Raw genomic sequence first — 18655 nt, 5'->3', positions numbered from 1 at the left:
TGGGAGGTGGCTTGCCAGCGATAGCATCACCCCGGTATAGAGCGAACCGAGGCCAATAAATCACCTCAGACCTTGAACCGCCCCACCAGCATCTGCAAATGCGTCCCCAACCGCGCCAGCTCAACGCTGGACGCCGCAGTCTCTTCACTCGCCGCCGACGTCTGATCCGACACATCACGCACGTTCAGCACGCTACGGTTGATCTCTTCGGCTACGGCGCTTTGCTGCTCGGCGGCGGCAGCGATCTGCTGGTTCATCGCCTGAATCGCCGACACCGTACGAGTGATGCTTTCCAGCGAACCACCCGCACGACGGGTCAGTTCAACGCTGCTGTCAGTCAGGGCGCGGCTGTTGTCCATGATGGTCGCCACTTGCTGTGTGCCGTTTTGCAGGCCGACGATCAGCTCTTCGATCTCTTCGGTGGACTTCTGGGTGCGTTGCGCCAGGCTGCGCACTTCGTCGGCGACCACGGCAAAGCCGCGTCCGGCTTCACCGGCGCGGGCGGCCTCGATGGCGGCGTTGAGGGCGAGCAAGTTGGTTTGCTGGGCCACGGACTTGATCACGTCGAGCACGCTGCCGATCTTGTCGCTTTCGCGCTTGAGGTCACCCATGGCGACTGTCGAGTTGCCGACTTCAAGAGCCAGGCGTTCGATCTGGGCGATGGCTTCGCCAACCACCTTGTCACCCTCGCGGGCCTGCTGGTCAGCGGCGACGGCGGCTTCGGAAGCTTCCTCGGCGTTGCGCGCGACTTCCTGCACGGTGGCGGTCATTTCGTTCATGGCGGTGGCAACCTGGTCGGTCTCGACCTTCTGGCTATTGACCCCGGCGCTGGTCTGCTCGGTGACCGCTGACAGCTCTTCGGCGGCGCTGGCGATTTGCGTGACGCCGTCGCTGATACCGCCGATCAGTTCGCGCAGGCCTTGGGTCATGCTTTGAATCGCGCGTTGCAGCTGACCGAGTTCATCGCGGCGCTGGGAGACCAGGTTCTGCGTCAGATCGCCGGCAGCGATGCGCTCGGCCACCTTCAGGGTTTGATTCAACGGAATCACGATCTGGCGAGTGATGGCCCAGGCGGCAAAAATACCGAAGACCAGCGCCAGCGCGGTGGCCAGCAGCAACATGTTCTTGGCGTGCGCCACATCGGTATCACGCACCACGGTTTGCGAAATCGTCAGCTTGGTGCTGACGTCGAGCAGGATCTCGCCCTGGGCGGCCATGTGCTTGAGTGCGTCGGCGCTGGCCACTTGGGAATCGCGGAACTGACTGACCGCAGCCCGGTAGGCTTTGAGCGAATCGGTGGCTTGTTGCAGGTTGGCGATGTGTTCTTCGGGGAGTTTGGACGGCAGGCTTTCCAGGTACTTCAGGGCATTGTCGATGGCGTCCAGCGCCGGTTGTTCCGCCTCGGTTTTGCCGCTGTAGGTGTAGCCGCGCACCTGGAAGCGTGCTTGCTGAAGCAGCTTGCTCAGGTCGATCACGCTGTTGAATTGAACAACGCTGTCGCCTTGAAGCATGGATTTTTCGACTTCTGCGACTTTGGCCACGGCGTTGTCGGCGGTAGCACCGAGCTTGCTGCGGGCGTCTTCGCGGTTGGCGCCAGCCTGGGTCATGGCGGCGAAGGCTTGCTTGTACTGGCTGACGGCAGCCAGTTGCTGGTCGATCATGGCGATGTCGGCGGGCTGCTCGATCATCTGGCGAGCCGCTTGCAGGCCGGTATCCAGCTTGCCCAGCAGATCATGGACGGCGCCAGGACCTTGTTCGCCGCGACGCATCTCGTAGTCCAGGCGGGCGATTCGCAGGTCTTTGGTCATGCCGTTGATATCAGAGATGAACCCCAGCGTGTCGCCACGGCTCATGACGCCGCTCAGGCCGTTCCAGCCTGTGACGGTAATCAGCAGCGTCAGCAGCAGCACCAGACCGAAGCCGACGCCCAGTTTGCGATTAACGCCTACGTTTCCCAGCTTATCGGCCGCCCATTGGTACATGCTGCTACTCCCTCGAACCAAACATTGGTTTTATGGAAGCTTTATCGGCAGGACTGCCTAAAGCTGTAGGAGCTGCCGAAGGCTCGGGCCGCGTTCGGACGATCTTTTGATTTTGTTTTTTTTAAGATCAAAAGATCGCAGCCTGCGGCAGCTCCTACATGGGGCGTAAAACCGGGCGATGCGGTCTAAGCGATGGTCGCTTCGCGCCCAAGCGGGAGCAAGCTCCCTCGCCACAGAAGACTACGCAGTGTTAGAAGAGACGTGCCAGCAGGGCAGTAACGGCGGTTTCGACGCGCAGGATGCGCTCGCCCAGTTGAACCGGCTGCAGGCCGGACTTGCTGAGCAAATCGATTTCGTAAGGAATCCAGCCGCCTTCCGGGCCGATCGCCAGGGTCACCGGTTCGCTCAGTGCGCGAGGGCAGGGCGGGTAGTTGCCGGGATGACCGACCAGGCCGAGGGTGCCCTCGGTGATTGCCGGGAGGCGGTCTTCGACAAACGGCTTGAAGCGCTTCTCGATGACGATCTCTGGCAACACAGTGTCTCGGGCCTGTTCGAGGCCGAGGATCAACTGCTCGCGAATCGCTTCAGGCTCCAGGAACGGCGTCTGCCAGAAGCTCTTCTCGACGCGATAGCTGTTCACCAGCACGATGCGCGGCACACCCATGGCCGCCACGGTCTGGAACACCCTGCGCAGCATTTTGGGGCGTGGCAGGGCCAGCACCAGGGTCAGCGGCAGCTTGGCCGGTGGTGGTTGATCGAGAGTAATGCGCAACTCGGCTTCATCGGCGTCCAGGCGCAGCACTTCGGCAGAGCCCATCAACCCGCCGATGCGCCCGACGCGCATGCTGTCGCCCACCTCGCAGCGGTGAACTTCCTGCATGTGGGTCAGCCGGCGATCACGCAGGATCGCCCGGTCGGCCGCAATGAAATCGGCCTCTTCGAGGAGCAGCAGGTTCACGGCTGGGTCGCTGGCGGCTGGTCGTTGTGATCGTCGACCGGTTGATCGTCCGGATGCTCGCCACGTTTGCTGATCAGGCCGCTAAACAGGATGCCGACCTCGAACAGCATCCACATCGGCACGGCCAGCAGCGTCTGCGAGAAGATGTCCGGCGGCGTCAGGATCATGCCGACCACGAAGCAGCCGATGATCACGTAGGGGCGGATTTTCTTCAGGTATTTGACGTCGACCACACCGATCCACACCAGCAGCACCACGGCCACCGGGATTTCGAACGCCACGCCAAAGGCGAAGAACAGCGTCATGACGAAATCGAGGTAACTGGTGATGTCGGTCATCATTTCCACGCCGGCCGGAGTGGCCGCGGCGAAGAATTTGAAGATCAGTGGGAACACCAGGAAATAGGCGAAGGCCATGCCGGCGTAGAACAGGATGATGCTCGATACCAGCAAGGGCACGGCGATGCGTTTTTCATGCTTGTACAGGCCCGGTGCGATGAAACCCCAGATCTGATGCAGGATCACCGGGATCGCCAGGAACAGCGAGACCATCATCGTCAGTTTCAGCGGCGTGAGGAACGGCGACGACACGTCGGTGGCGATCATCGTCGCGCCCGCCGGCAGGTAGGCGCGCAGCGGCGTGGAGACGAAGGTGTAGATCTGCTGGGTGAAGGCGAACAACCCGGCGAAGATGATGAAGATCGCCGCTACGCAGCGCAGCAGGCGGGTACGCAGTTCGGTGAGGTGCGAAACCAGCGGCATGTGCTGGTCGTTTTCAGGGAGATCGCTCATGGGGCTCGCGGCGGCAGTGTTGGGTCATGAGGAGCCGGCGCGACTGGCGCGGCGACTGGAGCAACGGGTTCGACCACGGGCGCTGCAACAACGGGCGCGGTATCGGCAGTCGCTACGGCGGGTGCAGGCGTTGCAGCGGCGGGCGCGTGAATCGTCTGCTCTCCCACATGCTCAACCGGAGCTGGCTCCTGCTGGGTCGGCGTGAAAATCTTCCGCGCCTCCTGCTCAAGCGACAGGATATGTTCGTTGTGCAGTTGCCGACGAATCTCGTCGGCACCGATTTCACGCTCAACTTCCTGTTTGATCGCGTTGAAGCTGCGCTTCAGGCGCCCGACCCACAGGCCGGCGGTGCGCGCAGCGCCCGGCAGACGCTCGGGGCCCAGCACCAGCAGGGCGACGAGGCCGACGAGCAGCAGTTCAGAGAAGCTGATACCAAACATTAGTCAGTGCTCACACGTCTTTGCGGATCGGCTCTTCGACTTTCTGCGCCTGCACGTCAATGGTGTGCGGCTGGTTCACGGACTGGGTGGTCTGTGGCTGAGCAGGTGGCACCGGTTGGGCCGGGGTCACTGTCGGATCGGCCGGTTTCTCGTCGTCGTTCATCGCTTTGCGGAAGCCCTTGATCGACTCGCCGACGTCGGTGCCGAGGTTTTTCAGTTTCTTGGTGCCGAACACCAGCACGACAACAACCAGGATGACGATCCAGTGTTTCCAGTCAAAAATGCCCATGTTGCTGCTCCTCTCTAATCGTTATTCAGGCGGACGGGCGCGAGGCTTTCTCGGCGTGTCCGGACAGACCGAAGCGACGGTCCAGTTCATCGAGTACAGACTGTGGATGCTGCCCCAGTTGGGCAAGCATGACCATGCTGTGGAACCACAGATCGGCGGTTTCGTAGATCACATCGCTGCAGTCACCGCTGATGGCGGCGTCCTTGGCGGCGATGATGGTTTCGACCGACTCTTCGCCGACTTTTTCCAGAATCTTGTTCAAACCCTTGTGGTACAGGCTGGCGACATACGAGCTGTCGGCAGCGGCGCCTTTGCGCTCTTCCAGTACCTCGGCGAGGCGGGTGAGAGTGTCACTCATGTTTGTGTCCTGCGGAATAGATGGCGTGCGGATCTTTCAGGACCGGGTCGACAGTTGTCCAGTCGCCGTTCTCGTAGACGCGGTAGAAGCAGCTCTGGCGACCGGTGTGGCAGGCGATGTCGCCGATCTGCTCGACCATCAGGATGATCACGTCGGCGTCACAGTCCAGGCGCATCTCATGCAGGGTCTGCACGTGACCGGACTCTTCACCCTTGCGCCACAGCTTGCCACGGGAGCGCGACCAGTAAATGGCGCGGTTCTCGGCAGCGGTCAGTTCCAGCGCTTCGCGGTTCATCCAGGCCATCATCAGGACGCGCCCGGTCTTGTGATCCTGGGCAATCGCCGGCACTAGGCCATCTGCGTCCCACTTGATCTCGTCCAGCCAGTTTTTCATCTTCGGTTCCTGAAAAGCAGCTACAAGCTTCGAGCTTCAAGCCGCAAGTAAAAGCCAGTGCGTTTCGGTCTTTCGTATTGTGCAACGCCTGGCTACCGGCGTGAATTAAACATGAGTGCTAATAACATCGCTTGAAGCTTGCAGCTTATAACTTGCAGCCGATTCGTGCTATCGACGCACGACCAGATACAAACCGACGGCCATCATGATTCCTGCTGGCCAGTAAGCCAACTGATTCAACGGCCCGCCGGCGGCGAGTATCGCGCCGCCAGCCAGATGTGCGGTGCCGAGCAGGCGCAGGAACCAGTCGTCACGGCGTCGGTGCCACGGTGGCGGCGGGTCGTAGGCGTGGGGCTGGGACATGCGTTCGAGCAGGTCGCGGGCCATGTTGGCCAGGTGCGGCAGTTGTTCGAACTGGCTCTGCACGTTGCCGAGCAGGGCCTTGGGACTGACCCGCTCGCGCATCCAGCGCTCCAGGAATGGCTGCGCGGTGTTCCACAGGTCGAGATCCGGGTACAACTGGCGGCCCAGACCTTCGATGTTCAGCAGGGTTTTCTGTAACAACACCAGCTGCGGCTGCACTTCCATGTTGAAGCGACGCGCGGTCTGGAACAGGCGCATCAGCACCTGACCGAAGGAAATATCTTTTAACGGTTTTTCGAAGATCGGCTCGCAAACCGTACGGATTGCCGCTTCGAATTCGTTGAGTTTGGTCTCCGCCGGCACCCAGCCCGAATCGATGTGCAACTGCGCCACACGCCGGTAATCACGCTTGAAAAACGCGAACAGGTTGCGTGCCAGGTAATCCTGGTCTTCCGGCGTCAGGCTGCCGACGATGCCGCAGTCGATCGCGATGTATTGCGGGCTCCATGGGCTCACGGTGCTGACGAAAATGTTGCCGGGGTGCATGTCGGCGTGGAAGAAGCTGTCGCGGAACACCTGCGTGAAGAAGATCTCCACACCGCGTTCGGCGAGCATTTTCATGTCGGTGCGCTGATCGGCCAGGGTCGCCAGATCGGTGACCTGAATGCCGTAGATGCGCTCCATTACCAGCACTTTCGGGCGGCACCAGTCCCAATAGACTTGTGGCACGTAGAGCAGCGGCGAACCTTCGAAATTGCGCTTCAACTGGCTGGCGTTGGCCGCCTCGCGCAGCAGGTCGAGTTCGTCGTAGATGGTTTTTTCGTAGTCTTGAACCACGTCCACCGGGTGCAACAGGCGGGCATCGGCCGAGAGTTTTTCGGCGGCGCGGGCAAGGATGAACAACCACGCCAGGTCCTGGGCAATCACCGGCTTGAGGCCCGGACGGATCACTTTGACCACGACTTCTTCGCCGGTTTTCAGTTGCGCGGCGTGCACCTGCGCCACCGAAGCCGAGGCGAGCGGTTCGACATCGAAACGGCTGAACACTTCGCTGATTTTCTTGCCGAGCTGCTCTTCGATCAGCTTGACCGACACTTGCGAGTCGAACGGCGGCACGCGGTCCTGCAACATCATCAATTCATCGGCGATGTCTTCCGGTAGCAGGTCGCGGCGGGTGGACAGGATTTGCCCGAACTTGATGAAAATCGGCCCGAGGTCCTGCAACGCCAGGCGCAAACGCGCACCACGGCTCAGGTCCAGGGTCTTGCGCGGGAACCAGCGCCACGGCAAGGCATAACGCAGCGCCCGCAGGAACCAGGGCAGCGGCAGGGCGAACAGCAGGTCATCGAGGCGGTAGCGGATCACGACGCGCTGGATGCGCAACAGACGGCGGACGGCAAGCAGCTTCATGCGTTATCGCTTGGGTCGAGGGATCGGGAAAGGCGCTCGAAACGCGCCTCGAGACGTTCCAGATCGAGCTTGATCTGGTCCAGTTCACTGAATCGGGCTTCGGCTTCGCGCTGACCGACGAGGGTGCGCGATTCTTCGGCCAGGTATTCGCCCAGGTTCTGGCCGAGGCTGGCAAAGCCTTGCTGATACCAGCGGGCGCGGCTGCGCAGGTGACCGCCGACCAGTTGCGTGGCGACCGGGCCGAGCCAGCGCGAGAGTTCGTACTCCCAGTCCAGCTCCAGGTCCTGAAGGATCGCGGCCAGTTCCAGCAGTACGCCGCTGTCGCCGTCGAGTTCCACTTCAGGGGCGTGCAGGACAGCGGTCTTGTCCTTGCTCATCGCCAGTTTCAACAGGCTTGAGGCCGGTGCACGCAAGGTGCAATCGGCGCCGGTTTCCCACTGGGAAGCGAGCATCAGGCCTTCATCGCTGGGCAGGATGAACACTTGCAGCGCCGGGCTGCGGCAATCGACGGCAATCACTTTGCCGGTCAAATGCGCGAGCCGTGGCAGCGCCGTGCTGTCGAGACGCAGCACCCGGTTCAGGCCGAGTTCAACGCTGGCGAGCAGCCCGGCGAGCAACATCAGGGCTTGATGCCGCGGTGCAGGGCGACAATGCCTGCAGTCATGTTGTGATAGGTCACGCGGTCAAAACCGGCCTCGACCATCATCGACTTCAGGGTTTCCTGATTCGGGTGCATGCGGATCGATTCGGCCAGGTAGCGATAGCTTTCCGAGTCGTTGGTGATCAGCTTGCCCATCAACGGCATGAAGGCGAACGAGTAGGCGTCGTACGCCTTGGACATCAGCGCGTTGGTCGGTTTGGAGAACTCCAGCACCAGCAAGCGGCCGCCAGGCTTGAGCACGCGCAGCATCGAGCGCAGGGCATCTTCCTTGTGCGTAACGTTGCGCAGACCGAAGGCGATGGTCACGCAGTCGAAATGGTTGTCCGGGAACGGCAGTTTTTCCGCGTCGGCCTGGACGAACTCGACGTTGCCGGCCACACCCAGGTCCAGCAGGCGGTCACGACCGACCTTGAGCATGGACTCGTTGATGTCGGCCAGAACCACCTGGCCAGTCGGGCCAACGAGGTGCGAGAACTTGCGGGTCAGGTCGCCAGTACCGCCAGCGATGTCCAGCACGCGGTTGCCGGTGCGCACGCCGGACAGTTCGATCGCGAAACGCTTCCACAGCCGGTGCATGCCGCCCGACAGGAGGTCGTTCATCAGGTCGTACTTGGCGGCTACCGAGTGGAAAACCTCAGCGACTTTTTCCGCTTTCTGGCTTTCCGGAACGTTTTTGAAGCCGAAGTGAGTGGTGGGTTCGGCATCGTTGCCTTTGCGCTGATCAGTCATATCGCTCACCAAAAGAGAATGCGCGACATTCTAATCCCCAAGGCATGCTTTGTCTTGGCAAGGCTGAAGGTAAGATGGGCAACCATCGGGACGTTTTGACGCAGCAGAGGTCAAGATGCCTTGTGAAAGCATCCATAAAGCAGGAGTCATTTGATGGCCCATATTAGTGTTGAACGTGCCCACGGCCTGGGTAAGGAAGCGGCGCGCGAGAAGGCCAACAAGCTGGCGCAGAAACTTTCCGATCAATATGGCCTGGAGCCGCAGTGGTCGGGCGATACCTTGAATCTCAAGCGCTCCGGCGTGAAGGGCGCGGTGCATGTCAGTGACGATTCGATCAAGGTCGATGTGGAGTTGGGCCTGATGATGTCGGCCATGAGCGGCATGATCAAAGCGGAAATCGAAAAGGCACTGGATAAAGCGTTGGCATAAGACACGCGATCTTGTGGGAGCAAGCTTGCTCGCGATGGCATCTACTCGGTGTAACCGCAATACCGAGGTGCCTGCATCGCGAGCAAGCTTGCTCCTACAGGAATGGTGAGGCGACCACCTGTTTATGTCAGTTGTTAGGGTGCCGTTTCTAATTTTTCTCCCTACTTTGTGCCTGAGCCCGACGCTATCGCGGGCAGTTCCTCAAACCTTCTGCGCGTGAGGTGCACCATGGCCAAAGTTATTTTGAAGAAAAAAATCGACGCATCGACTACTGCTCTGGGCGACGTCAAATCCTATGCCCGCAAGATCTGGCTGGCAGGCCTGGGTGCCTACACCAAGGTCGGCCAAGAGGGCAGCGATTACTTTCAAGAGTTGATCAAGGCTGGTCAAACTGTTGAAACCAAAGGCAAAAAAGTAGTTGCCGAGAAACTCGAAGCAGCGAATGCCGAGATTGTTGAAGCCAAGACTGAAGTGAGCTCTTTCAAAGGCAAGGTCGAAGTTCAACTCGACAAAGTCGAGAAGGCTTTTGACTCGCGTGTCGCAAGTGCCTTGAATCGTATCGGCATTCCGTCTAAACATGACGTTGAGACACTCTCTGCTAAGCTCGATGAGCTGACGGCATTGCTCGAACGCGTCGCGCGTAAATCTTAAGGAGAACGGGATGGCTGGTAAAAAGAACACCGAAAAAGAAGGCAGCTCGTGGATCGGGAAGGTAGAAGATTACTCCCGTAAAATCTGGCTGGCTGGTTTAGGCGTGTACTCGAAGATCGACACTGACGGCAGCAAACTCTTCGATGCATTGGTTAAAGACGGCGAGAAAGCCGAGAAGCTGACCAAGAGCGCTGTTGGCAAAACTGTCGATGCCGCCAAGGACTCCGCTACTTCTGCCAAGTCGCGCATCAGCGGTGTGAAAGACCGTGCACTGGGCAAGTGGGATGAACTGGAAGGCGCTTTCGACAAGCGTCTGAACAGCGCCATTTCGCGTCTGGGTGTACCGAGCCGCAACGAAGTCAAAGCGTTGCACAGCAAGGTCGATACCCTGACCAAGCAAATCGAAAAACTCACCGGTGCCAAGGTTGCGCCTGTTGCGGCAAAAACCGCGGCAGCCAAACCGGCCGCGGCTAAACCAGCAGCCAAAACCGCTGCCAAGCCACTGGCTAAAGCGGCGGCTAAACCTGCTGCCAAGCCAGCTGCCAAAACTGCCGCAGCTAAACCTGCTGCGGCCAAGCCAGCCGCTAAACCGGTTGCCGCGAAAGCCGCTGCCAAGCCAGTTGCCAAACCGGCAGCCAAGCCTGCCGCTAAAACCGCAGCAGCAAAACCTGCAGCCAAACCAGCGGCAAAACCTGCCGCCGCGAAGAAGCCAGCAGTGAAAAAGCCGGCAGCTCCAAAAGCCGCCGCGCCGAAGCCAGCAGTGGCTGCTGCCAAACCGGCAACTCCGGCAGCCCCGGTCAGCGCATCGAACTCCGCTACCGCGCCGACCCCTGCTGTAACCCCGACTGTCGCGCCAGCTCCATCGACGCCAACCAGTCAGTCCTGATTTTTCAGGGCTCAAAAAAACGCCCGGCCTGCCAAGGTCGGGCGTTTTTGTTTGTGTACGGTCTTGTGACGGCTTTCCCTTGTAGGAGCAAGCTTGCTCGCGATGGCATCAGCACGGTGTGATTGAAATACCGAGGTGCCTGTATCGCGAGCAAGCTTGCTCCTACAGCTGTTACTCGTGTACTTCCAAGTATTGAAGGGCCAGTTGCTCCGTCGCCACTTTGATTGGCGGCAACAGATGCGGTGCCACCAGCATCATGATCTGGTAAACCACCAATCGCACTTCACCTTCACGATCGAGTATCCGCTGGTAGTCCAGCGAGAACAGCAACGTCATGGTGATCTGTTCCACCAGTTGCCCCAACGCCTGAGTATCGCTGACCAACTGTCCTTGCGCCTTCAATCGCGCCAGCAGCGAAGCCAGCGTGCGTTTGAGTGCATTGAGCAGATTGCGGATGCCCTTGGCCAGTTTCGGCAGGCGCCCGGCCAGGTTCGACAGGTCCTGAAAGAGGAAGCGGTAGTGGGCCAGGCGCTCGACGATCAGGTGCAAAAACAGCCAGTAATCATCCGGGGACAACTCGACATCGGACGGCGGGTCGAGCAGCGGCGCGAGTTCGCTCTGGAAGCGTTCGAACAGCCCGAGAATCAATGGCTCCTTGCCGTGGAAGTGGTAGTAGAGGTTGCCCGGGCTGATGCCCATTTCATTGGCAACTTCCATGGTGGAGACGTTCGGTTCGCCCTTCTGATTGAACAACTGCAGGGCACATTCGAGGATGCGGTCGCGGGTTTTCATCCAGTCTTCTTAGTGATCGGGTCATGCCACGGCCGGCTTCGGCCGTGGGTCGTTGAACGTCAGCGCACGCGCACGTAGGTGCCGGGTGCCGCCTCCATCGGTGGATAGTTCTGGTTGCCGAGGGCCATGTGGGTTTCTTTTTGCGCGCCCGAGCGTTCCTGAATCCAGCTCAGCCACTGGGTCCACCAGCTGCCGTCCACGTGCTTGCCATCGTAATACCAAGCCCGTGGGTCACTGCTCAGTTTGCCATTCTCGATGTAGTTGGCTTTCGGATTGTTCGGCGGGTTGAGAATGCTTTGTATGTGGCCGCTGTTGGACAATACGAAGCGACGCTCGCCCCCCAGCAGCAGGGTCGAGCGATACACCGCGTCCCACGGCGTGATGTGGTCGTTGATGCCGGCGACGCTGAAGCTGTCGACCGTGACCTTTTGCAAATCGATCGGCGTGCCGCACACTTCGAGGCCACCGGGATGGCTCAGCGGGTTGTGCTTGAAGAAATCCAGCAAGTCGCCATGCAGGGCTGCGGGCAGGCGCGTGTTGTCGTTGTTCCAGTAGAGGATGTCGAACGCCGGCGGCTCCTTGCCCAGCAGGTAGTTGTTGACGAAATAGCTCCAGATCAAATCGTTGGGGCGCATCCAGGCGAAGACCTTGGCCATGTCCCGGCCGTCGAGCACGCCTTTCTGATAGGAGCGGCGCTTGGCGGCTTCCAGGGTTTGTTCGTCGGCAAACAGGGTGGCTGGCGAGTCCAGGGAGCTGTCGAGCAGGCTCACCAGGTACGTCGCGCTGGAGACCCGCCGCAGCTGTCGCTTGGCTTGCAGGTGACCTTGCAACGCGGCAATCGTCAGCCCGCCGGCGCAGGCGCCCATCAGATTGACTTCACGCGCGCCAGTGATCGCCCGGCACACATTCATGGCTTCCTCGACCGCCTCGACGTAAGTCGACAGGCCCCATTCACGATGACGCACATCCGGATTGCGCCAACTGATCATGAAGGTTTGCAGGCCGTTCTTGAGCGCGTACTGAACGAAGCTATTTTGCGGGCTGAGGTCGAAAATGTAGAACTTGTTGATCTGCGGCGGCACCACCAGCAGCGGTTTGGAATACTGTTTTTCGCTCATCGGCTTGTACTGGATCAACTCCAGCAGCTCGTTGCGAAACACCACGGAGCCGGTGGTGGTGGCGACGGTCTTGCCGACTTCGAAGGCGTGTTTGGTGACTTGCCGGGGCAGGCCGTCATTGTGCAGGAAGTCATCGAACAGGTGGCCGATCCCGCGCACCAGGCTATTGCCGCCGGAGTTGAAAATCTCTTTGATCGCCAGGGGGTTGAGCAGGCTGTTGGACGGCGATACGGCATCGTTGAGCAAGGAAAAAGCGAAGTGCGCGCGGGCGCGGTCGTCCGGGCTCATGTTGCTTTCGTCGATCCAGCTTTTGACCTGTTTCTGCCAGCTCAGGTAGGCCTGCAAGCTGCGCCGATAAAAAGGGTTGAGGCTCCATGACGGGTCGGCAAAACGACTGTCCTGGGGATTGGTCGGGTGCAGGGTTTCACCCAGCAAAATGCGGCCGAGTTGCCCGCCCAGTTTCAGCGCATGTCGGGCGCTGTGCACCGGGTTGCGCAAGCCATGGGCAGCAACGCTGCGCAGGGTCGAAATCAGATCGCGGCCGCGCAGGCCGGTAATCGCACTCTGTGCGTTGATGAACGCGGCGGGAGTGGGCACAGATTCCCTCGCTGGTTTGTCACGCATGAGTCAACACTCCTTCGTCTTCAGGCCAAAAACAAACAACCGAACCAGAACACCATAGACGCTGTAACGGGTTGTTGCGCGGCGCGGCATCCTGCCGACCGACAATGAGTCGGTTAACCGCCCAGTGGTGCCGGATGCGGATGCATCACGGCGCGTTGTCGCTCCTCTTCGAGGAATTTCATGATGATCGGTGCCACCGCTTCGGCACGGGTAATCAGGAACAGATGACCGTCATCGATGATGTGCAGTTGAGCGTTGGGAATTCGCCAGGCCAGCAAACGCATGTTGATCAACGGGATCAGCGGATCGTCGTCGCCGGCCAGTACCAGGGTTGGCTGATTGATCTTGTGCAGCCAGTGGATGCTGGTCCAGCCAAAACCGGCGAACAGCTGCCAGTAGTAACCGAGCTTGCCCGCCGAACGCACTTTCGCCGCGTGGTTTGCAGCCAGGGTCGGGTCGCGACGGAATGAGCCGCCGTAGATCATCGGTGCAATGCGAATCACGTGGGACGGCTGGATGTAGCGCCGCGGGCTGGCCATCATCCACAGCACCTTTGGTTTGCCCGGGACCATCACCGCGCCCGCTGCCGTCGCCGCGAGCACCAGTTTCTTGCAGCGCTCCGGATAGTCAAAAGCGAACTGCTGGGCGAGGGCGCCACCCCAAGACACACCGATCACGTTGACCTTCCCGTAGTCGAGATAATCGAGCATCCGCGCCGTCAGTTTGGCCAGGCCGGGAAAGCGATACGGCCGGCTCGGCGTCGACGAACCGCCGACACCGGGGACGTCGAAAGCGATGACTTCCAGGTCCGGGTCCAGCGCCGCGACGAACGGAAACACCAGCTCCAGGTTGGCGCCAATGCCGTTGAAAATCAGCAAGGGCGTCAAGTGAGGCTTGCCGGGGCGTACCGCCGTGCGGAGGGTCTGGCCATCCAGGTCGACGGTACGGAATATGAACGGTTGCGGCATGCTTCTGGCCCTGTGGGTGGATCGTGGTTCCTGACACACATCCTGTAGGAGCCGGCTTGCTGGCGATGCGTGCAACACCGTTTTCCAGTTTCAAGTGGTGATGCAATCGCCAGCAAGCCGGCTCCTACAGGTCTGTGGGTCTAGCGCTCGTGTACGTAAGTGCCTGGCGCCGCCTCGCCTGCCGGGTAGGCCTTGTTGCCCAGTTTCGCCGGGGCCTTTTTCAGTTCGCCTGAACGTTGAGCCTGCCAGGCCTGCCAGTGCAGCCACCAGGAGTCGGTGTGCTTGGTGGCGTTTTCTTGCCACTCATCGGCATTCGACGCCTTTTCGGTGCTGGTCATGTAACGGGACTTCGGATTGCCCGGCGGGTTCAGAATGCTTTGGATATGGCCGCTGCTGGACAGCACGAATTCAACGTTGCCGCCGAACAGTTGCGACGACTTGTAGCAAGACCTCCACGGGGTGATGTGGTCGTTGGTGCCCGCCAGGGAAAAGATGTCGGCTGTCACTTGCTTGAGGTCGATGGCGGTGCCGCACACTTCCAGTGCATTCGGGCGAATCAGTGGGTTGTTTTTGAACAGTTCGATCAGGTCGCCGTGGAACGCTGCGGGCAACCGTGTGGTGTCGTTGTTCCAGAACAGGATGTCGAAAACCGGTGGCTCGTTGCCCAACAGGTAATTGTTGACCCAATAGTTCCAGATCAGATCGTTGGGACGCATCCAGGCGAAGACTTTCGCCATGTCGCGACCTTCCAGCACGCCAGCCTGGTACGAGTGACGCTTGGCGGCTTCCAGCGTTTGTTCGTTGACGAACAGGGCGACGTCGCTGTCCAGGGTGGTATCGAGCACGCTCACCAGCAGGGTCAGGGCGTTGACCTTGTTCTCGCCGGTCGCGGCGTAGTGGCCCAGCAGGGCGGTGCAAGTGATGCCGCCTGAGCAGGCGCCGAGCATGTTCACGTCTTTGCTGCCGGTGATCGCAGTGACCACGTCGACCGCTTCCTTGAGCGCCTCGATGTAAGTCGACAGGCCCCACTCGCGCTGCTCCTTGGTCGGGTTGCGCCAGCTGACGATGAAGGTCTGCACGTTATTGCGCAGGCAGAACCGTGCCAGGCTCTTGTCCGGGCTGAGGTCGAAAACATAGAACTTGTTGATCTGCGGCGGTACCACCAGCAGTGGACGCTCGTGGACCTGCTCGGTGATCGGCTTGTACTGGATCAGCTCCAGCACATCGTTGCGGAACACCACCGCGCCTTCGGTCACGCCCAGGCTCTTGCCGACTTCGAAGGCGCCCATGTTGACCTGGCTCGGCATGCCGCCGTTGTGCACCATGTCCTTGGCCAGATGCGAGAGGCCGTCGAGCAGGCTCTTGCCGCCGGTTTCGAAAAAGCGTTTGACTGCCGCCGGGTTGGCCGCGCTGTTGGTCGGGGCCATGGCTTCGGTCATGAGGTTGATCACGAAGTGGCCGCGAGCCGCGTCATTGGGTGTGAGGTTGCTGTGGTCGATCCAGTCGTGGAGTTCCTTGCGCCACGCCAGGTAAGTTTGCAGATAACGTTTGTAGAGCGGGTTCTGGCTCCAGGCCGGATCGGCAAAACGTCGATCATCACTGGTCGGTTGCAGGGCTGATTTGCCGAACAAAACGTTCTTGAGCTCAAGGCCGAAATGCGCGACATGCTTGGCGCTGTGCACCGGTTGTTTGATGGCCTGCCTGAGAACCATGCGAGCAGAAGCCAGTAGATCCTTTCCACGCAGCCCAACGACAGGATTCAGTCCCAAGGTGTTTTCCGAGGCCTGATACTTCAAGTCATCGTTATTCTTGTTACTCATCTACGACGCTCCATTGTCCTGAGACGAGTACCGGGGTCCTGCTGTGCAGTCACACAGCCAATGCCAGGTACTACTGCTCGGGTGACCGTTAATTCTGCATCGCTGCTTTTTCGTTCGCAGAGAGCACTGCAGGGAACTTGCCAGCTCCATTGGTTACCCGAGTTTAATTTTTTTCGCAAGCAGGCCAATGACTGACCTCGCGGCCAAGCATTCAAACAGATGAAATTAGAAAATGCCTTCTAAAGAGCAAGAGGCTCAGGCTAGAGCATTAGCTTGACGACGGATTCGTTCGGGTCGCGGGTTTTTCCGGCCGCTTTGAGCTCGGCAAGATAATCCTCCCAGAGTGCGTCATAACGTCGCCCCAGCTCGTAGAGGTATTCCCAGGTGAACAGGCCGCTGTCGTGGCCGTCGTCGAAGGTCAGTTTCAGTGCGTACTGACCGGCCGGTTCTATCTTGGTCAGTCCTACGTTGATCTTGCCAAATTGCAGGATAGGTTTGCCGTGGCCCTGGACCTCGGCGGAAGGAGAATGCACGCGCAGGAATTCGGCGGGCAGGGTGTATTCCTCACCGGACGCGTATTTCAGCGACAGGGTTTTCGAGGCTTTGTGCAGCTTGATGTCGGTGGGGATTTGGGTCGTCATGGGGCCGATCTTCCGTCGTATGGAGGCCCTGTGTCGGCGGGTGATCCTGTGGCGAGGGAGCTTGCTCCCGCTCGGCTGCGCAGCAGTCGTAAAGCCGGAGAATGCGGTCTGTTTGATGAACCGCATTCGCCGGTTTCGGGGCCGCTTCGCGACCCAGCGGGAGCAAGCTCCCTCGCCACGGAAGCCCGCTCACACAGAATGTGACCTACAGGATATAACGGGACAGGTCTTCGTTCTGCGCCAATTCGCCGAGGTGGCTGTTGACGTAGTCGGCGTCGATCTGGATGACCTTGCCGTCATGGCTGCTGGCCAGGTCGCCGGCACTGAACGACACCTCTTCCAGCAGGCGCTCAAGCAGGGTGTGCAGACGACGGGCGCCGATGTTCTCGGTTTTTTCGTTGACCTGCCAGGCGATCTCGGCGATGCGCTTGATGCCGCTCGGCTGGAACTCGATGCCCAGGCCTTCGGTTTTCAGCAGTGCGCAATATTGCTCGGTGAGCGATGCATGCGGCTCGCTGAGGATGCGTTCGAAGTCTTCCGGCGACAGCGCTTTGAGCTCAACACGAATCGGTAGGCGACCTTGCAGCTCCGGCACCAGGTCGCTCGGCTTGCTCAAGTGGAACGCACCGGAAGCAATGAACAGAATGTGGTCGGTCTTGACCATGCCCAGTTTGGTGTTGACGGTGCAGCCTTCGATCAGTGGCAGCAAGTCGCGCTGCACGCCTTCGCGGGATACATCGACGCCACCGGAATTACCGCGCTTGGCGACCTTGTCGATTTCGTCGATGAACACGATGCCGTGTTGCTCGACGGCTTCCAGGGCCTTGGCCTTCAACTCTTCATCGTTGACCAGGCGGCCGGCTTCTTCATCGCGCACCAGTTTCAGCGCTTCCTTGACCTTGAGCTTGCGAGCTTTCTTTTTGCCCTTGCCCATGTTGGCGAAAAGGCTTTGCAGCTGGTTAGTCATTTCTTCCATGCCCGGTGGCGCGGAGATATCGACGCCGGCCATTTCGGCGACTTCGATTTCAATCTCCTTGTCATCCAGCTGACCTTCGCGCAGGCGCTTGCGGAACAGCTGACGGGTGTTGGAGTCCGCGGTCGGGGTGTCGTCGTTGCTGAAACCCATGCGCGGCGGTGGCAGCAGCGCGTCGAGGATGCGCTCTTCGGCGGCGTCTTCGGCGCGGTGGCGAACCTTGACGATTTCCTGTTCGCGCAGCAGCTTGATCGCGGCATCGGCCAGGTCACGAATGATCGATTCAACATCGCGGCCAACGTAGCCGACTTCAGTGAACTTGGTCGCTTCGACCTTGATGAACGGCGCATTGGCCAGTTTGGCCAGGCGACGGGCGATCTCGGTTTTACCGACACCGGTCGGGCCGATCATCAGGATGTTCTTTGGCGTTACTTCAACGCGCAGCTCTTCAGGTAGCTGCATGCGGCGCCAGCGATTGCGCAGGGCGATGGCGACGGCGCGCTTGGCATCGTCCTGGCCGATGATATGGCGATTGAGTTCGTGGACGATTTCACGGGGAGTCATGGACATAGTATTTAAAGGACCTCAAGCAAGAATGAGCCGTGGCACGGGGCCGAATCAGGCTTACTCGGCGCAGTCCTGCTCCTCAATGGTCTGGGTGTGGTTGGTGAATACACAGATGTCGCCGGCGATACCAAGGGCGGTTTCGACGATTTCGCGGGCCGACAGGTCGGTTTTCTTCAGCAGGGCGCTGGCGGCAGCCTGGGCATAGGCGCCACCGGAGCCCATGGCGATCAAGCCGTCTTCCGGCTCAACCACGTCACCGTTGCCGGTGATGATCAGGGAAGCGTCTTTGTTGGCGACGGCGAGCATGGCTTCGAGGCGGCTCAGGGAGCGATCAGTACGCCATTCTTTGGCGAGTTCGACGGCGGCGCGAACCAGATGGCCCTGATGCTTTTCAAGCTGGCCTTCGAAGCGTTCGAAGAGGGTAAAGGCGTCAGCGGTGGCGCCGGCAAAACCGGCAATGACCTGACCGTGGTACAGGCGGCGAACTTTTTTCGCGTTGCCTTTCATCACGGTATTGCCAAGGGAAACCTGGCCGTCGCCGCCCATGACGACTTTGCCGTGGCGGCGAACTGAAACGATGGTGGTCAAGGGAAGAGTCTCCACGCAGCGGGGCGAAAATGCCTTATGCCCATTCATATGGGGGTGGTGGAGTGGATTTCAACTGTGGGATGCGGCGGGGGACGAGCGGTGCGAGGCAATGGTGATCGACGCTGAAACAATTGTGGCGAGGGAGCTTGCTCCCGCTTGGCTACGAAGCAGCCACAAACCCGGTCTGATCGGTCTGTCTGATGGACCGCAGTTACAGGTTTTG

20 protein-coding genes and 1 pseudogene are annotated in these 18655 nt (G+C 60.0%); 3 read left to right on the top strand and 18 right to left on the bottom strand.

All coding sequences use genetic code 11. From position 1 onward, the window contains the following. Positions 1-65: 65 nt before the first annotated feature. The 11 genes and pseudogenes from KGB21_RS29525 to ubiE form a co-directional block, all read right to left on the bottom strand. On the bottom strand, positions 66-779 hold the full coding sequence (locus KGB21_RS29525; protein WP_411741310.1) for a methyl-accepting chemotaxis protein: 714 nt from the start codon (positions 777-779) through the stop codon (positions 66-68). Positions 780-920: 141 nt separating this feature from the next. Continuing rightward, positions 921-1982: pseudogene (locus KGB21_RS29520) on the bottom strand (methyl-accepting chemotaxis protein); the annotation flags it as partial. A 250-nt stretch (positions 1983-2232) separates the two neighbouring features. Beyond that, positions 2233-2940: a 16S rRNA (uracil(1498)-N(3))-methyltransferase gene (locus KGB21_RS02425; protein ID WP_034148589.1), complete on the bottom strand. Its 708-nt coding sequence runs from the start codon at positions 2938-2940 to the stop codon at positions 2233-2235. Next, a complete protein-coding gene (gene tatC / locus KGB21_RS02420; protein ID WP_034148590.1) occupies positions 2937-3731 on the bottom strand; it encodes a twin-arginine translocase subunit TatC in 795 nt (264 codons plus the stop codon). Before tatC ends, KGB21_RS02425 begins: the two co-directional genes overlap by 4 nt. After that, positions 3728-4171, bottom strand: a complete 444-nt coding sequence (gene tatB / locus KGB21_RS02415) for a Sec-independent protein translocase protein TatB (protein ID WP_034148591.1) — start codon at positions 4169-4171, stop codon at positions 3728-3730. Before tatB ends, tatC begins: the two co-directional genes overlap by 4 nt. A 10-nt stretch (positions 4172-4181) precedes the next feature. Further along, the gene (locus KGB21_RS02410; protein WP_034148592.1) at positions 4182-4460 is read right to left on the bottom strand and encodes a twin-arginine translocase TatA/TatE family subunit; all 279 of its coding nucleotides are present in this window, start codon (positions 4458-4460) and stop codon (positions 4182-4184) included. 25 nt (positions 4461-4485) lie between these two features. Next, positions 4486-4818, bottom strand: a complete 333-nt coding sequence (locus tag KGB21_RS02405; protein ID WP_034148593.1) for a phosphoribosyl-ATP diphosphatase — start codon at positions 4816-4818, stop codon at positions 4486-4488. Beyond that, a complete protein-coding gene (hisI, locus tag KGB21_RS02400) occupies positions 4811-5212 on the bottom strand; it encodes a phosphoribosyl-AMP cyclohydrolase (RefSeq protein ID WP_007989281.1) in 402 nt (133 codons plus the stop codon). The genes KGB21_RS02405 and hisI overlap by 8 nt, the downstream gene beginning before the upstream one ends. Positions 5213-5380: 168 nt before the next feature. Next, the gene (gene ubiB / locus KGB21_RS02395; protein ID WP_034148594.1) at positions 5381-6985 is read right to left on the bottom strand and encodes a ubiquinone biosynthesis regulatory protein kinase UbiB; all 1605 of its coding nucleotides are present in this window, start codon (positions 6983-6985) and stop codon (positions 5381-5383) included. Continuing rightward, positions 6982-7605, bottom strand: coding sequence for an SCP2 domain-containing protein (locus tag KGB21_RS02390; RefSeq protein ID WP_223503402.1), 624 nt, complete (start codon positions 7603-7605; stop codon positions 6982-6984). The genes ubiB and KGB21_RS02390 overlap by 4 nt, the downstream gene beginning before the upstream one ends. Continuing rightward, on the bottom strand, positions 7605-8375 hold the full coding sequence (gene ubiE / locus KGB21_RS02385; RefSeq protein ID WP_033045331.1) for a bifunctional demethylmenaquinone methyltransferase/2-methoxy-6-polyprenyl-1,4-benzoquinol methylase UbiE: 771 nt from the start codon (positions 8373-8375) through the stop codon (positions 7605-7607). Before ubiE ends, KGB21_RS02390 begins: the two co-directional genes overlap by 1 nt. 153 nt (positions 8376-8528) lie before the next feature. Between ubiE and KGB21_RS02380 the strand changes: the two genes are divergently transcribed. From KGB21_RS02380 to KGB21_RS02370, 3 genes are all read left to right on the top strand, one after another. Further along, entirely contained in the window at positions 8529-8804 is a 276-nt protein-coding gene (locus KGB21_RS02380; protein ID WP_223503400.1) for a polyhydroxyalkanoic acid system family protein, read from the top strand. 228 nt (positions 8805-9032) lie between these two features. Next, on the top strand, positions 9033-9455 hold the full coding sequence (locus KGB21_RS02375; RefSeq protein WP_223503398.1) for a phasin family protein: 423 nt from the start codon (positions 9033-9035) through the stop codon (positions 9453-9455). A gap of 10 nt (positions 9456-9465) precedes the next feature. After that, on the top strand, positions 9466-10341 hold the full coding sequence (locus KGB21_RS02370) for a phasin family protein (RefSeq protein WP_223503396.1): 876 nt from the start codon (positions 9466-9468) through the stop codon (positions 10339-10341). 171 nt (positions 10342-10512) lie between these two features. Here the strand turns inward: KGB21_RS02370 and KGB21_RS02365 are convergent, their stop codons facing one another. The 7 genes from KGB21_RS02365 to hslV form a co-directional block, all read right to left on the bottom strand. Continuing rightward, positions 10513-11133, bottom strand: a complete 621-nt coding sequence (locus KGB21_RS02365) for a TetR/AcrR family transcriptional regulator (protein WP_034148599.1) — start codon at positions 11131-11133, stop codon at positions 10513-10515. A gap of 59 nt (positions 11134-11192) precedes the next feature. Continuing rightward, the gene (gene phaC, locus KGB21_RS02360) at positions 11193-12875 is read right to left on the bottom strand and encodes a class II poly(R)-hydroxyalkanoic acid synthase (RefSeq protein WP_034148600.1); all 1683 of its coding nucleotides are present in this window, start codon (positions 12873-12875) and stop codon (positions 11193-11195) included. Between the two features lie 113 nt (positions 12876-12988). Next, positions 12989-13843, bottom strand: a complete 855-nt coding sequence (gene phaZ / locus KGB21_RS02355) for a poly(3-hydroxyalkanoate) depolymerase (RefSeq protein WP_223503395.1) — start codon at positions 13841-13843, stop codon at positions 12989-12991. A gap of 140 nt (positions 13844-13983) precedes the next feature. Beyond that, complete coding sequence (gene phaC / locus KGB21_RS02350; RefSeq protein WP_223503393.1) at positions 13984-15663, bottom strand: class II poly(R)-hydroxyalkanoic acid synthase; 1680 nt, start codon at positions 15661-15663, stop codon at positions 13984-13986. A gap of 260 nt (positions 15664-15923) precedes the next feature. Next, entirely contained in the window at positions 15924-16304 is a 381-nt protein-coding gene (locus KGB21_RS02345; protein WP_034148603.1) for a gamma-butyrobetaine hydroxylase-like domain-containing protein, read from the bottom strand. Positions 16305-16509: 205 nt separating this feature from the next. Then, on the bottom strand, positions 16510-17847 hold the full coding sequence (hslU, locus tag KGB21_RS02340) for an HslU--HslV peptidase ATPase subunit (RefSeq protein ID WP_034148604.1): 1338 nt from the start codon (positions 17845-17847) through the stop codon (positions 16510-16512). A 54-nt stretch (positions 17848-17901) separates the two neighbouring features. Further along, positions 17902-18432: an ATP-dependent protease subunit HslV gene (gene hslV, locus KGB21_RS02335; protein ID WP_007975582.1), complete on the bottom strand. Its 531-nt coding sequence runs from the start codon at positions 18430-18432 to the stop codon at positions 17902-17904. Positions 18433-18655 lie beyond the last annotated feature (223 nt).

Origin of the sequence: Pseudomonas sp. GL-RE-29 (assembly GCF_019947275.1) — a bacterium.
Lineage (GTDB): Bacteria > Pseudomonadota > Gammaproteobacteria > Pseudomonadales > Pseudomonadaceae > Aquipseudomonas > Aquipseudomonas fluorescens_A.
Note: the sequence above shows the minus strand (reverse complement) of the source record. Positions and strands in the feature narration are given on the sequence as shown.

Coding starts and splice junctions, on each gene's coding strand:
- KGB21_RS02390 (WP_223503402.1), bottom strand. CDS start 7,605: ATGTTGCTCGCCGGGCTGCTCGCCAGCGTTGAACTCGGCCTGAACCGG.
- KGB21_RS02375 (WP_223503398.1), top strand. CDS start 9,033: ATGGCCAAAGTTATTTTGAAGAAAAAAATCGACGCATCGACTACTGCT.
- KGB21_RS02370 (WP_223503396.1), top strand. CDS start 9,466: ATGGCTGGTAAAAAGAACACCGAAAAAGAAGGCAGCTCGTGGATCGGG.
- KGB21_RS02380 (WP_223503400.1), top strand. CDS start 8,529: ATGGCCCATATTAGTGTTGAACGTGCCCACGGCCTGGGTAAGGAAGCG.
- ubiE (WP_033045331.1), bottom strand. CDS start 8,375: ATGACTGATCAGCGCAAAGGCAACGATGCCGAACCCACCACTCACTTC.
- KGB21_RS29525 (WP_411741310.1), bottom strand. CDS start 779: ATGAACGAAATGACCGCCACCGTGCAGGAAGTCGCGCGCAACGCCGAG.
- phaC (WP_223503393.1), bottom strand. CDS start 15,663: ATGAGTAACAAGAATAACGATGACTTGAAGTATCAGGCCTCGGAAAAC.
- tatC (WP_034148590.1), bottom strand. CDS start 3,731: ATGAGCGATCTCCCTGAAAACGACCAGCACATGCCGCTGGTTTCGCAC.
- hslU (WP_034148604.1), bottom strand. CDS start 17,847: ATGTCCATGACTCCCCGTGAAATCGTCCACGAACTCAATCGCCATATC.
- KGB21_RS02410 (WP_034148592.1), bottom strand. CDS start 4,460: ATGGGCATTTTTGACTGGAAACACTGGATCGTCATCCTGGTTGTTGTC.
- KGB21_RS02365 (WP_034148599.1), bottom strand. CDS start 11,133: ATGAAAACCCGCGACCGCATCCTCGAATGTGCCCTGCAGTTGTTCAAT.
- phaZ (WP_223503395.1), bottom strand. CDS start 13,843: ATGCCGCAACCGTTCATATTCCGTACCGTCGACCTGGATGGCCAGACC.
- ubiB (WP_034148594.1), bottom strand. CDS start 6,985: ATGAAGCTGCTTGCCGTCCGCCGTCTGTTGCGCATCCAGCGCGTCGTG.
- KGB21_RS02345 (WP_034148603.1), bottom strand. CDS start 16,304: ATGACGACCCAAATCCCCACCGACATCAAGCTGCACAAAGCCTCGAAA.
- tatB (WP_034148591.1), bottom strand. CDS start 4,171: ATGTTTGGTATCAGCTTCTCTGAACTGCTGCTCGTCGGCCTCGTCGCC.
- hisI (WP_007989281.1), bottom strand. CDS start 5,212: ATGAAAAACTGGCTGGACGAGATCAAGTGGGACGCAGATGGCCTAGTG.
- KGB21_RS02405 (WP_034148593.1), bottom strand. CDS start 4,818: ATGAGTGACACTCTCACCCGCCTCGCCGAGGTACTGGAAGAGCGCAAA.
- phaC (WP_034148600.1), bottom strand. CDS start 12,875: ATGCGTGACAAACCAGCGAGGGAATCTGTGCCCACTCCCGCCGCGTTC.